The following is a 13,416-nucleotide window of genomic DNA, read 5'->3' on the forward strand; positions in this document are numbered from 1 at the left end:
ACTAATTTAGGACACCTGATAAGAGGTTTTTATTAAAGTATCGTTTCTCTTTTTCTAGCGGTGTTAAATAATCGTTGAAAGTATGCGGTCTCACGGTTTGATAATAGCCCCAGATATAATTACTGATGGCGATCTTAGCTTCAGTAATATTCTCATAACCGCCCTTTGGCATCCATTCAGTCTTAAAACTTCTAAAGAAGCGTTCAGTAGGCGCGTTGTCCCAACAATTACCACGACGACTCATACTCTGTGTCATACCTTCACAACTCGCCACGGATTCAGCAAACTTCTTACTGGTGTAATGGGTTCCCTGATCAGAGTGAAACAGCACTCCAATTGGCTGTAAGCGCGTCTGATATGCCATCTGCAGCGCTTTGGTTGTCAGCATACTGTCAGGCGAATCTGACACGGCAAAGCCAACAATACGACGGGCATATAAATCTAAAACAACAGCTAAATAGCACCAGCCGCCTTTGATACGAATATATGTGACATCGCCCGTCCAGACTTGATTGGGTGCTGTTTGACTGAAATTTCTATTTAAGATATTGTGATGCGTTTTATGCGCCTCGTCAGCGTGCTTGTATTTATGCATCTTTAACTGACAGCTTTTAAGCCCCATCTGCGCCATGAATTTACCTGCTATATAGCGGGTCAGCTTGATGCCGTGTTCATTCATTAGTATGGCGGCAATGCTGCGAGCGCCTGCTGATTGCTTTGAGTCGTTAAATATTTGACGAATTAATGCCTTGTGCTTGACGGTTTCAAGACTGATGGGCTTGGGCTGCATGCCATAGTAGTAATTGCTTTTCATCACGCCAAACAGCTTGAACAAAAGGCTTTTACTCACCTGTTTATCTTGCTCTGCCAGATTTCTTATCAACGATAGCCGTTCAGACTGTCCAATGCCAGCAGAGCAGAAGCCTTTTTTAGAATGTCACGCTCCATAGTCAGCCGCTTAACTTGTTTGCGCAATTCTTGAAGTTCTCGCTGTTCATCCGTTAAAGCGTTGCCGACTTTAGGTGCTTGGCCACTCATTTCTTGACGGTATTGACTCAGCCATTTCTGCAAGGTGGATTTACCTATCCCTAAGGAATCGGCCACATCAGGTATGGTGCGGTTGTGATCAACAACTAAGCTGATGGCTTCTAATTTAAATTCTCGGGTATATTGATTGCGTTTGTTGGTCATACTATTTTCCTCTTTGGGTTAGTATAAACCTCTTACGTGCTGTCCTAATTTATTATGCCACTACAATCACTACCGAACGTCAAGAAAAAGTTGATTTCAGCGAGCCTTACTTTGCCAACACTATGGTATGGCTGACCGATACCAAAGGCAGCTTTGATCCTAAATCAATCAAGAACCTGACGCTTGGTGGTCAACGCTCAACGACGCCTGGCGCTTATTTGCAAGACAATTATGAAGGCAAAGACGGCAATACCGTTCAGCTATATGATAATTATGACAATGCTTATTTAGACCTAAAATCTGGTCGTAGTGATGCGGTGTTAGCTGAAAAAGTGTCAGCCAAATCATGGTTAGCAGACAACCCACAAGGCTTCGGTATCGTTGGTGATGAAATTGATAATGACGATAATATTGCCATTGCTGTCCGTAAAGGTGATGCAATTAAAGAAGACTTTAATAAAGCGCTTAGCGAAATCCGTAGTAATGGTGAGCTTGCACGTCTTGAACAGCAAAACTTTGGTCAATAAGCTTTGATTGCTAACCTTGAATCCATGGCTTTAATCAATGCTCATCATTAATAGCGTTGATGAATAGCGTTGCTAAGTAGCCTTTAATTCATAAATGGCGGATTAATACACGGCTGATAAATATATTAAGGAATAATAAATATGATCATTTCAATGACATCATCGATAACTAAAAAAGCCTTGTGGTTAGCGCCACTTAGCGCAGCAATGCTTATGCTGGCAGGCTGTAATAATAGCTCAGCACCCGTAGACAGTACCGAAACGGATGCTGCTACTGATGCGCCTTTGAACATAAAAATCGCGACAGAATCAAGCTATAAGCCTTTTAGCTATACCGATGCTGATGGCAAACTGATCGGCTACGAGATTGAGCTGGTCGATGCTTTATGTGCACAAATGAAAGCGAAATGTGAAGTTATCTCGCAAGATTGGGATGGTTTGATTCCAGGACTGAATGCGCAGAAGTTTGATGCTGCTATTGCGGGTATGTCTATCACGCCTGAACGTAAAGAAGTCGTCGAATTTAGCGACCCTTATTTTCATACGGGCATCATCTTAATCGGTAAAAAAGGCGATGATGTCAATGTAGAAGCATTAAAAGGTCAGCCCATTGCTTCACAGCGTTCAACGGTTGCCTCGCAGTATCTACAAGAAAAACATGCTGATGCTGATATTAAGCTTTATGACACTCAAGACAATGCTTATTTAGATCTAACGTCAGGTCGTGTCCGGGCGATGATGTCTGATAAAGTAACAGGTCTTGACTGGCTGAAAACAGAAGCGGGTAAAGACTACGAAGTCAAAGGGCAAGAAATCAGCACCAGTGACGATGCGATGGGTATTGCCTTCCGTAAAGGCGATCCATTAGTCGCCAAGTTCAATAAAGCCTTGGCTGAGCTAAAAGATAACGGTACTTATGATCAAATCACGGGTAGTTACTTTGGAACCAGCTCAACCGCTGCTGTGCAAAAAGCAGGCGTGACGAGCGGCGTTAAAGAAGTGGTGGTCGTTGATGATGCTAATGCTGATGCCAATACTGCTAACGCTGTGATTGCCAAAGAAGAGCAAGCAGAAGCAGCGACGAACTAATACTGTTTTTGGTTAATGATTATTTTAGCCAATACGTATTTTAACCACTGCCTATTAGTATTTTACTTAGTAATCAAATCAAGGATGATTATGAGCAACCATTTTGTCCCAGTTGCAGTCTCAGGTTCAATGACCAGCACCTCTGCTATTGGGTCGGTAGCAGGTAAGCATTTCTCAAAGCCGATGCTAGCAATGGCTGCGCTCTTAGCTTTAGTTGGTTGTAGTAATGGTCAAAATGAGTCTAACGATAGTGTCAGCTTAGATGCTGCTGAAACTGCTAAAGCAAAAGCAGCTTCAACAGATGATAATGTGTTGCGTATTGGCACCGAAGGGGCTTACGCGCCTTTTAACTATACCAATGCAGATGGGACATTGGGTGGCTTTGATATTGAGATAGCCAATGCTATCTGTGCGGATATGAAAATGACTTGTGACATCATGGCGCAAGATTGGGACGGTATTATCCCCGGTCTGAAGGCTGGTAAATATGATGCCATTGTTGCAGCGATGTCAGTCACTCCTGAGCGCGCGCAACAGGTTGCCTTTACTGATCCCTACTTTAGCAATGCGTTGGTTTTTTTAGCCAAAAAAGACAGTGCCTTTGATCCAACCAATAGCAGCGATATCGATTCTCACTCTATTGCCGCGCAGCGTTCAACCATCTCTTCGCAGTGGTTAGAAAAAGCTTATCCAAAAGCCGATATGAAGCTATATGATACTTTAAGTAATGCTTTTTTAGATTTGGGTGCTGGTCGCGTCGATGCCATGATATCTGACAAACTGCCAGCGATAGAGTGGCTCAGCTCACCATCAGGTAGTAATTATGCCCTAAAAGGCGAAGAGATTGATATCAATGATAACTTTGCTATCGCTGTACGCCCAGGTGATGAATTACAAGCAAAAATTAATACCTCATTGGCCAATATAAAAGCCAATGGCACTTACGATAAAATCAATCAAAAGTACTTTGCTGTGCCAGCATCTGCTACGAGTACTGTGGCAACAAATACAAATACAAATACAAATACAAATACAGATACAGATACAGATACTACAAGCAATACTGTGAAAACCTCTGAGCAAGCAGTGGCAGATAGCAGCGCTCAATAGCAGCTAAATAAAATGGTATGAATAATGAGAAGGACATCACTTAAATAGCGATGTCTTTTTTTATTTTTTGCTGAAATTTTACTGTAACGCTACTATTTTAGGCGTCACTGACTGTCAAATTTAGTCAGGTTTAGCTGTTTTATTTGGTATTTAACAGTATAAGTGTCTATTTAGGCACGGCTTTTACGCGTCAGTATTAACATAGCGGCGGACGAATATGATAAAATCGGCGCTCATTTCTACTGCGTCAATTACCGCGGCAATAATCGTATGAATCTAGCGTCAATCTATGACGCAAGCGATCAATATCTATTTGGTCTAAAATACGCTTATTAGCAGCGCTCAGCCATTGATGCTGATTCTTTTAACTCATATTTTGCAACTTGCTAATATAAAGAGACTGAGTGGATAATTGTGTTTGATTTACAAGGATTTGGCGCGCTTTTATTGAGCGGCGCTACCGTCACCATACAGCTTGCCGTGACCAGCTTGGTCATCGGTATGGCTTTAGGTTTGCTCGGTGCCACAGCGAAGCTGTCTAATATTTGGCTGCTGCGTAAGCTTGCGACTGTCTATACCGCCACGATGCGTGGTATTCCTGAGCTGCTATTGGTACTGTTTATCTACTATGGTGGCTCTATATTACTGATGAGCATCCTCAAAAAGTTCGGCTATAACGACTATGTCGAGATTAGTGCTTTTTGGGGCGGTGTAATGGCGTTGTCTATCGCTTTTGGTGCTTATGCGACTGAAATTTTTCGCATGTCGATTCAAGAGATTCCGATAGGACAACGTGAAGCTGCACAAGCGATAGGCATGCGTCCTTTTCAGACCTTTTATCGTATTACCTTACCACAAGTATGGCAGATTGCTTTACCAGGATTGGGAAACTTATTCTTGGTTCTGCTCAAAGATACCGCATTGGTTTCAGTCGTTGGTCTCAAAGATATCATGTATCAGTCCTCGCGCGCGGCGCAGTCAACACAGCAGCCATTTACCTTTTATATGGCGGCGGCGATTATTTATTTGGGTCTGACCATGCTGATTACTGGCTTTATGATGTGGCTTGAATGGCGTGCCAATCCGGCGGCGCGTTATGCTAAAAATCTGAGCCGTCAAACCACTCACCGTCAATCGACCATAGGATAAAGGGGAGAGATACTATGGATTGGAATTGGCAGGTTATTTTTGATCATATTCCTGATTTACTCGGTGGTGCAGTATTGACTGTACAGCTGGTTGTGATATCAGGTGTTATCGGACTGTTTTTTGGTTTGGTTTTGGCACTGTTACGGTTGTCCAAAAACTGGATGGTGCAGATATTACCATTTTTATATATTTTCTTTTTCCGTGGCACACCGCTACTGGTACAGATATTTTTGATTTATTACGGTCTTGGGCAGTTTGAAGCGGTACGTGAGTCGTTCCTATGGGAGCCAGTACTGAGTCAAGCGTATTGGTGCGCTATTATTGCCTTTACCTTAAATACCAGTGCTTATTTGGCAGAGATTATTCGCGGGGCTATCCAAAATATTCCAGTGGGTGAGCTCGAAGCTGCCGATGCGATTGGGATGTCAAAATGGCAAAAACTGACGCGTATTACTTTACCGCGTGCTTTTGGTATCGTGATTCCAGCCTACAGTAATGAAGTTATCTTTATGCTAAAGGGCAGTGCGCTGGCTTCAACCATTGCTTTGATGGATATCACTGGCGTCGCTCGTACGATTAGTGCACGGACTTATACCTTGATGGAGCTGTTCTTTGCTGCGGGTATTGTCTATCTCCTATTGTCTTGGGTTATCCTATTTAGCTTTAGAATGTTTGAAAAAAGAATGAATCGTCACGTAAGCTATGTGCCACCAGATGTGCTAACTAAGACAATTCCTTAATTATTTGGCATTGAGATGGCTATAGATAGTGCTGCATCTATTCCCAATAAAAATATCCATAATTTGCTGTGAGAGCCTAATATGAGCCAATCACCACATATGTCGTTAGCGAATGCTATTGCTGCTGGTGTCAATGACGATAAAGCTATTACAAACGTTGATGAGCGCTTACGTGCACCTATTGGCAAGATCGTTTGCGTTGGTCGCAACTATGCCGCTCATGCTCGTGAATTGAATAATGAAGTGCCAACAGCGCCAATGCTGTTTATGAAACCAACCTCTGCGGTCGTTTCTATGCGTCATGGCGTTGTGCGCCCAAACCCAGAAATTTTTGGTGAGACACATTATGAAGCCGAGCTGTGTATTCAGCTGTCAGCGGATTTATCGGCAGCGACTATTGAGCAAGCACAACAAGCAATCGGTGGCGTGACGCTAGGATTGGATTTAACCTTGCGTGAGCTACAAACCAAGCTAAAAGAAAAGGGTCATCCATGGGAGCGCGCCAAGTGCTTTGATGGCGCCTGTGTACTTGGTGATTGGATTGAGCCGCAAGCGTTCGGTGACTTTGGCAATGTCCAATATCAGCTTTATATCAATGATGAGCTAAAGCAAGATGGCGATAGCGCCTTGATGCTATTTCCAGTCTATGAATTATTGGTCAATATCAGTCATGCTTTTAGTCTACAAGCAGGTGATGTCATCATGACCGGTACGCCAAGCGGCGTTGGCGTATTGCAGGCAGGTGATGCGTTAACGCTAAAACTTGGTGCTCATGAATGGCAAGCGCAAGTTCGATAAATTTACGGTAGCAGCAGTATGGTTTTAATCTTTAAGTGCATCGACGCTATCAAAAAATCCCAAGTTAATGCTTGGGATTTTTTTGTTTTATAAGGTCATCAAACAGGACTGTCATTAGATTATCATCAAATTATCATTTGGATGTCAACGTACTGTCATAAACACTCAGTAGACTTGGGCGTAATTCGTATTTTAATGGTTGCAACTATAAGATCGCAATCAACTCTTTTATGCCAATCAAGCCCAACAGCAAGGTGACTGATAATGACATTATTGAATAACAAACAACCACTTGCCCATGAAGTCGTTGAAGATTCCAATCCGACCAACAATATCGATTTTCAAACCATTATTAATCGTCGTTTAAACCGTCGTAGTATCTTAAAAGGTGGCACAGGATTAACGGCAGCGGCGTTCTTTGGCGCGCTACCTTTGGTTGGCTGTAGTGATGACGATGACAGCAGTCCTACCAACAATAACAACAATAATAACGATAATAATGTTGCTATCCCTGCACAAGGTGATCTCAAGCGCCCCGAAACTTTGAAGTTTACAGCAGTGGCGCATTCCACTGCCGAAACGATGAGCGTGGCAGCAGGCTATAAAGCAGAGATTATACTGCCTCTTGGTACGCCGCTGATTTCTGGTATCGATGATTGGAAAGACAATCGAGAGCAGTCAGCAGAATCATTCGAATGGCGAATGGGTGATAACCATGATGGCATGTGGTTCTTTGGCAAAAAGAAAGGTGCCTATGATGCCAAAGCATCAGAAAACGGGCTGCTGGTGATGAATCATGAATATGTAAATAGTAGCGAGCTGAGCCCATTTGGCTATCATGTGGTTCAAGATAATAACGCCGCGCCAATCTTTCAAAATCGCCGCCTCGCGAGCGACGTGCGCCGAGAGGTCAATTGCCATGGGGTAGCTGTGGTTGAAATGAGCCGACGCGCCGATGGCATAGGCTATGAGATGGTACCTAATTCGAAATACAATCGCCGTATCACCAGCAGTACGACCGCACAATTAACTGGGCCAGTTGCCGGTTCTGATTTGGTTAAGACCAAGTTTGATCCGACAGGCTTTCAGACTCGCGGTATCAATAATAACTGCGGTGCAGGCTTGTCACCTTGGGGCACCTATTTGACGACAGAAGAGAATTTCTTAGGTGTATTCGCACGTGGGCAAGATGCCAGTCAATTAAGCGCTGGGCACAACTATGGTCGCGAACGCTACGGGGCGACAGAGAACTTCCCTGGTTGGGAGTATTTATGGCATACTCCTGAAGCCAAAGATGCCAAGATAGCAGACGAGTTTTCACGTTGGGATATGACCGCCGTCGGTAATAGTGCTGCTGATGATTATCGTAATGGCTTTAATACCTTTGGTTATATCACCGAGATTGATCCTTTTGATCAAAAATCTATGCCCCAAAAACGCACGGCACTGGGGCGTTTTGCTCATGAAAACTGCGCCTATGCCCCTGTTGAGCAAGGAAAACCCGTGGTATTTTACATGGGGGACGATGCTCGAGGCGAATATATCTATAAGTTTGTTTCCAAAGCCACATGGTCAAATAATGATATCGGGGGTGGATTAAAAGCGGGCGACAAGTATTTGAATGATGGCACGCTCTATGTTGCCCTCTTTAATGAAAATGGTCGTGGCGAATGGAAAGCGCTGATCCATGGTCAAAACGAACTGGATGCCTCCAATACTGTTTTGCCCTTTAATGGACAAGATGAGGTGTTGGTCTTTGCTCGTGCGGCGGCGGATGCGATTGGTGCCACTAAAATGGATCGACCAGAATGGGTGTCGGTTAGCCCTATGACGGGCGATGTGTATGTAACATTGACCAATAATAAATATCGCGGCGTACGTGATGATCAGCCACTTTCCGCTGCCAATCCGCGCAGTTATGATACTGGTAGCAAAGCGCGCGGCAATGACAACGGTCATATTATTCGCTGGGCGGAAGCAGGTGGCGACCATGCGGCAACGAGTTTTGAATGGGATATTTATTTATTTGCTGCGCCGAGTGATTTGCCAGCAGAAAACTTATCACAGTTGAATGATAATAACGATTTTTCTTCACCCGATGGTTTGTACTTCGATCCACGTGGCGTATTGTGGATTCAAACGGATGATGGCGCTTATACCGATACCAGCAGCTGTATGTTGCTGGCGGCGCTACCCGGTAATGTCAGCGATGGAACCCTTACCACGACTTCGGCAGGACAACAAACCCGAGTCGGTATGCCTGCTAATAATGACAATATCAAACGTTTCTTTGTCGGTCCTGAAGGCTGCGAAGTCACAGGTATTACCATGACTCCAGACTTTAAAACATTGTTTATTAATATTCAGCACCCGGGTAATAATTGGGGCGCTATTGCCGGAGGCAGTACGCCGCGCTCAGCAACCGTGATGATTACACGCGAGGATGGCGATGTCATACTAGCAGAGTCGTTTGTCTAGTTAAATATTTACATCAGTACGGATATGTCTTAATAAACATAAAAAATCCCAAGTCATGGCTTGGGATTTTTATGTTTTGGGCAATAGTCGCTAATGTGCAAGCTTTGATGTCAGAAGATTGAGTACTTCTTTGACAATAAACGTACTTGATGGTTAAATCATCTTCTTCTGTTTGTCGCCTTTACAGGATAATATAGCAAACTCCCTTCATTACTTGATATATGAAAACTATGCGCAGTCCAAAACCTCTAAATTCCATTCATGATTTATTTGCCACGACTCGGCGTCCACCTGATGCCGATAGCGAATCTGACTTTCAAGGCGATGTCTATGAAGAGTTGGATAAACTTGAGTATATTTATGTGGATGAGCTGAGCGCAGAAAACGTAGATAACAGTGACACCCAGCCGTATCAGCCCATCTCTTTGGTTGATTTCTTTGAAGGCTTGGCTCAACTGGCAACGATGGGTGTGGTTGAGGTTACTGATATTGTAGAGGCTGTCCACCGCGAGATTCTATTGCGTCCTTTAGGGCGTTTTAATGACGGTAATCTTGACCAGTGGCAGCGCGGTATCACTGGAAGAATTTATGGCGCAGTACGCAATACGATGCAATTGGTTGGAAATAACATCGCTGTTGGCCTTCGCCTTTATAACAATATTCTGAAACCAAAAAAAGTACAACCGCTACCGAAAAACTTGCGACGCATGGTCAATATCTTAAATGGGGTGATGGGCGATCATCTGGTCAATCATGACAATCCATTGGCAGTTTCGATGACTTTGTATGATAAGAATAATTACGTGCAAAGCGGTGCATTGTCAGGGCGTGTTATTGTTTTATGCCACGGGCTTTGCATGAGTCACTTAAGCTGGCAGATATCTGGAGAGAATAATCTAGGTAATACGCTAGTCAGCAGCTTACCAAATTCGACCGTTCTCTATTTAAATTACAATACCGGTCGCCGTATCTCAAGTAACGGACGTAACTTTGCTAAAGTTCTGCAAAACTTAGTTGAGGATAACCCAGACATCAATCAGATTGATCTAATCGGTCATAGTATGGGTGGTTTGGTGAGCCGTAGTGCGCTGTTTTATGGTAAAGAACAGGGTTTTAGCTGGGTAAAACGCGTGGGTAATCTCGTTACTTTAGGCTCGCCGCATCATGGCGCAAGCTTAGAGCGCATTGGTAATTTTGTCCAAGATAAAATCGCGAAGCTGCCATTTGCAGGGTCATTGGCGACATTGGGCGATTTGCGTAGTGCTGGTATTATTGATTTGCGTTATGGCAGTATTCGGGATGCTGACTGGAAGTCTTTAGAAGGGCGCAGCGTCCTCCCAGCAGAGTTTCGTCATCCGACGCGTTTGCCCTTGCATGTGAATACGTATTTAGTCGCGGCGGCTTTGATTGAAACGCATTATGAAAATAAAACCACAAGCTTACTGGGTGATGGACTGGTTTCAGTAGAGTCGGCACTTGGTGAGTATACCGAAGAGCATACTTTGGCAGTACCAGAGGGACATAAAGCGATTTTTTATGGCGTCAATCATATGAATCTAATCTATAGCGATAGAGTGCATCAGCAAATCCTTGCTTGGCTGTTAGATAATAGGTTGGGTGATGCTCATGAAGCGAAATATGCGCTTGATAGTCGTATCTATTCTTTTCCAAAGCAACATGAAGCAGCAGATTAAGGTTTTTTAATCACTATTCATAGCCTAAGAATAATAAAACGGATAAATAAAAACCCTCAAGCATGTGAACTGACCCCCATAAGTTGGACACAACTTATGGGGTATTTTTATGCGTTATACACTAGACTTCAAGATCGAAGTCATCGCATACTATCGGCAAGGACATACCGGACTTGCCACAAGTGAGAAGTTTAAAGTAGATTCGAAACTTGTACAAAAATGGGTTAAGCAATACCAAAGCGGTGGCATAGATGCCATCAAGCCAAAGTCGAGTAAAGCTCACTATAGTCGCGAGTTTAAACATCACGTGATTACGACCACGTTAGAGCAAGCATTAAGTCAATCCGAGGTCGCTTTAACGTTCAACATCAGCTCACCTGCCTTAATTAGTCATTGGCACAAAGCGTATCGGCTTTATGGCATGTCTGGACTAATATCCAAACGTAAAGGTAGAACCGCCATGACCAAGCCATTTATTACCGACAAACCAGATGATGAAAAAACACTAGCAGAACTCAAACGTGAGAATGAATACCTACGTGCGGAGGTTGCCTACCTAAAAAAGCTAGATGCCTTGCTCAAACAAAAGGAACAAGCAGTGACAAAGCAAGGCTCATCGAAGCACTAAGGGATAGCTGTTGTTTATCTGACTTACTTAAAGCCTCATGTCTGCCTAAAAGCGTCTTTTATTACCATAGAACAAAGCTTGAGAGTGACGATAAGTACGCTGATTTAAAACAGCGAATTACTGAACTTTACCATCAGCATAAAGGCAGGTATGGCTACCGCAGAGTCACGGCCGCGTTAAAGTATCTAGGGATTCATCACAACCATAAGCTCATTGCTAAGCTTATGCGTCAAATGAAGCTTAGCGCAAAGATAAGACGTCAGAAGTACCGCTCCTATAAAGGACAACAAGGTAAAATCGCGAAGAATCATTTAAAGCGCCAGTTTTATTCAGGTCATCCGCATAAACGCTGGCTCACTGACATTACTGAGTTTAAGGTGGGTGATAATAAGCTGTATTTATCGCCTATACTCGATTGTTATAACAATGAGATCGTCAGTTATACGCTCTCAAGGCGCCCAACCTATGACTTAGTTAGTAAGATGCTTGATGATGCTTTAGCAAAGACTAAAGCGTGTCGTGATAAGGCACTAATGCTGCACTCTGATCAAGGATGGCATTATCAAATGAGACAGTTTGGACAGGTGCTTAAACAGCATGGTATTAAGCAAAGTATGAGCAGAAAAGGCAACTGCTTAGATAACGCACTGATGGAAGGGTTCTTCGGGACACTTAAGTGTGAGACGATTTATATTGAAAAACCTCAAACGATTGAGGATTTAGAACAACAGATTCACGAGTATATTCATTATTACAACAATGAGCGTATTCAGATGAAACTGAAAGGACTGAGTCCTGTGCAGTACAGAACTCAGTCCTTGGGGTAAACTAAACCGTCCAACATTTGGGGGTCAGTTCACATGACACTTGAAGGTTTTTTTATGGCCAAATGGCCAAGCAAATCAAACTAAAGACTATTCAGCAAAAATTACCGCAACATCATCTTTGTTAAATTTGTAAATTTCACCGCAAAATCCGCAATCCATCTCAAAAGTACCGTTCTGTTCTGCAACGATATCCAATGCTTCCGTTTCACCGATTTGCTCGATTGCCATTTCACATTTTTCGCGTGAACAGGTGCAACCAAATGACAAAGAAACAGGGTCAGGAGCAACGACTTTTTCTTCATTATATAAGCGATAAAGAATCTCGTTGGTATCCAGCGTGGTCAACTCTTCCGCTTTTAGCGTGCGTGTCAATACAGACAAGCGTGTCCACAAATCATCATCGATACCAGCGTCTGCATTTTGCTCGACTTCATAGGTTTCTTCGGCGGTACGAGGTAGCATTTGTACCAATATACCACCTGCTTGCAAACCATCAGATGCCAAATTAATCAGCGTAGGAATCTGCGCCGATTGCTTTTGATAATGTGCTAAGCAGTCAGCCAAGTTGTCATGGCTACGCTCAACGATACCTTGGTACGGCTCGCCGCCATCAGGCTGGATATTAATAAATAATACGCCTTGACCCATAGCGCCAAGTTCAGCAAAGGCTTCTTTGGCATGGGTCATCTGGTCCCACGCTTGTATCTGCTCATCAGTTTCACCTTTCCAGCTGGCAAGGGCGCGGATGATACCGTTTTGATCGCATTCAGCCATCGCCCAATTGAGCAAGCTATCGCTATCTGATGATTGCAATTGAATCGACAAGCGACCATCGATTTTAACGGTACTGATAAGCAAACTTGCTGCCGTCAGCATCTCGCCCAATAAGCGTTTAATTGCTTCAGGATAGGGCTTTTGCGCAATCGTCGTCGCATAGCTGCGTGATAGGCGCACCACATCACCGCGCACCGGCGAGTCTTCGATAAAAAAGCGCTGGCGTAAGTCGTTATCGGGAGTATTGCCAACAGTTTGGTCAGCGGAGTTTGGGGCTTGAGTATCTTGTGTCATAGGTCATTTATAAGATTAAGAAGTTGCTAGCTTTATGGGGATTGATACGAATTTATCAATCATATGTGCTAGATTGCTTGACAGTTTTAGGGCGTTTATTAAGGATAAATACTCGTC

12 protein-coding genes and 1 pseudogene are annotated in these 13,416 nt (G+C 43.6%); 10 read left to right on the plus strand and 3 right to left on the minus strand.

The features are described 5' to 3' along the window. Nucleotide 1 precedes the first annotated feature (1 nt). On the minus strand, nt 2-883 hold the full coding sequence (locus DABAL43B_RS01910; protein WP_171996307.1) for an IS3 family transposase: 882 nt from the start codon (nt 881-883) through the stop codon (nt 2-4). Then, a complete protein-coding gene (locus DABAL43B_RS01915; RefSeq protein WP_079690625.1) occupies nt 880-1,191 on the minus strand; it encodes a transposase in 312 nt (103 codons plus the stop codon). The genes DABAL43B_RS01910 and DABAL43B_RS01915 overlap by 4 nt, the downstream gene beginning before the upstream one ends. Nucleotides 1,192-1,253: 62 nt before the next feature. Between DABAL43B_RS01915 and DABAL43B_RS01920 the strand changes: the two are divergent. From DABAL43B_RS01920 to DABAL43B_RS01965, 10 genes and pseudogenes are all read left to right on the plus strand, one after another. Then, nucleotides 1,254-1,718: pseudogene (locus DABAL43B_RS01920) on the plus strand (transporter substrate-binding domain-containing protein); the annotation flags it as partial. Nucleotides 1,719-1,859: 141 nt separating this feature from the next. After that, nucleotides 1,860-2,807, plus strand: coding sequence for a transporter substrate-binding domain-containing protein (locus DABAL43B_RS01925; RefSeq protein ID WP_079690825.1), 948 nt, complete (start codon nt 1,860-1,862; stop codon nt 2,805-2,807). Between the two features lie 90 nt (nt 2,808-2,897). After that, nucleotides 2,898-3,917 carry an ABC transporter substrate-binding protein gene (locus DABAL43B_RS01930; RefSeq protein WP_079690826.1) on the plus strand — a complete coding sequence of 340 codons (1,020 nt, stop codon included), beginning with the start codon at nt 2,898-2,900 and terminating at the stop codon, nt 3,915-3,917. 414 nt (nt 3,918-4,331) lie between these two features. Further along, nucleotides 4,332-5,066 carry an ABC transporter permease gene (locus tag DABAL43B_RS01935; RefSeq protein WP_079690827.1) on the plus strand — a complete coding sequence of 245 codons (735 nt, stop codon included), beginning with the start codon at nt 4,332-4,334 and terminating at the stop codon, nt 5,064-5,066. A 14-nt stretch (nt 5,067-5,080) separates the two neighbouring features. Further along, entirely contained in the window at nt 5,081-5,806 is a 726-nt protein-coding gene (locus DABAL43B_RS01940; RefSeq protein ID WP_079690828.1) for an ABC transporter permease, read from the plus strand. 81 nt (nt 5,807-5,887) lie between these two features. Continuing rightward, nucleotides 5,888-6,604, plus strand: a complete 717-nt coding sequence (locus DABAL43B_RS01945) for a fumarylacetoacetate hydrolase family protein (protein ID WP_079690829.1) — start codon at nt 5,888-5,890, stop codon at nt 6,602-6,604. A 264-nt stretch (nt 6,605-6,868) separates the two neighbouring features. Next, entirely contained in the window at nt 6,869-9,082 is a 2,214-nt protein-coding gene (locus DABAL43B_RS01950) for a PhoX family protein (protein ID WP_079690830.1), read from the plus strand. A 230-nt stretch (nt 9,083-9,312) separates the two neighbouring features. Beyond that, nucleotides 9,313-10,776: an esterase/lipase family protein gene (locus DABAL43B_RS01955; protein ID WP_079693000.1), complete on the plus strand. Its 1,464-nt coding sequence runs from the start codon at nt 9,313-9,315 to the stop codon at nt 10,774-10,776. 109 nt (nt 10,777-10,885) lie between these two features. Next, nucleotides 10,886-11,404, plus strand: coding sequence for a helix-turn-helix domain-containing protein (locus tag DABAL43B_RS01960; RefSeq protein WP_079690831.1), 519 nt, complete (start codon nt 10,886-10,888; stop codon nt 11,402-11,404). Further along, the gene (locus DABAL43B_RS01965; RefSeq protein ID WP_079690832.1) at nt 11,392-12,231 is read left to right on the plus strand and encodes an IS3 family transposase; all 840 of its coding nucleotides are present in this window, start codon (nt 11,392-11,394) and stop codon (nt 12,229-12,231) included. The genes DABAL43B_RS01960 and DABAL43B_RS01965 overlap by 13 nt, the downstream gene beginning before the upstream one ends. Nucleotides 12,232-12,318: 87 nt before the next feature. On the opposite strand, the gene DABAL43B_RS01970 is transcribed toward DABAL43B_RS01965, so the two are convergent. Then, nucleotides 12,319-13,299 (minus strand): Hsp33 family molecular chaperone HslO, encoded by a 981-nt coding sequence (locus tag DABAL43B_RS01970; protein WP_079690833.1) that lies wholly within the window; start codon nt 13,297-13,299, stop codon nt 12,319-12,321. Between the last annotated feature and the right edge of the window lie 117 nt (nt 13,300-13,416).

The sequence above is a fragment of the Psychrobacter sp. DAB_AL43B genome (assembly GCF_900168255.1).
Taxonomy (GTDB): domain Bacteria; phylum Pseudomonadota; class Gammaproteobacteria; order Pseudomonadales; family Moraxellaceae; genus Psychrobacter.

Excerpts from the sequence above, each read along its gene's own strand:
- DABAL43B_RS01915 (WP_079690625.1), bottom strand. The coding sequence starts at position 1,191 with ATGACCAACAAACGCAATCAATATACCCGAGAATTTAAATTAGAAGCC.
- DABAL43B_RS01925 (WP_079690825.1), top strand. The coding sequence starts at position 1,860 with ATGATCATTTCAATGACATCATCGATAACTAAAAAAGCCTTGTGGTTA.
- DABAL43B_RS01930 (WP_079690826.1), top strand. The coding sequence starts at position 2,898 with ATGAGCAACCATTTTGTCCCAGTTGCAGTCTCAGGTTCAATGACCAGC.
- DABAL43B_RS01940 (WP_079690828.1), top strand. The coding sequence starts at position 5,081 with ATGGATTGGAATTGGCAGGTTATTTTTGATCATATTCCTGATTTACTC.
- DABAL43B_RS01945 (WP_079690829.1), top strand. The coding sequence starts at position 5,888 with ATGAGCCAATCACCACATATGTCGTTAGCGAATGCTATTGCTGCTGGT.
- DABAL43B_RS01950 (WP_079690830.1), top strand. The coding sequence starts at position 6,869 with ATGACATTATTGAATAACAAACAACCACTTGCCCATGAAGTCGTTGAA.
- DABAL43B_RS01955 (WP_079693000.1), top strand. The coding sequence starts at position 9,313 with ATGCGCAGTCCAAAACCTCTAAATTCCATTCATGATTTATTTGCCACG.
- DABAL43B_RS01960 (WP_079690831.1), top strand. The coding sequence starts at position 10,886 with ATGCGTTATACACTAGACTTCAAGATCGAAGTCATCGCATACTATCGG.
- DABAL43B_RS01970 (WP_079690833.1), bottom strand. The coding sequence starts at position 13,299 with ATGACACAAGATACTCAAGCCCCAAACTCCGCTGACCAAACTGTTGGC.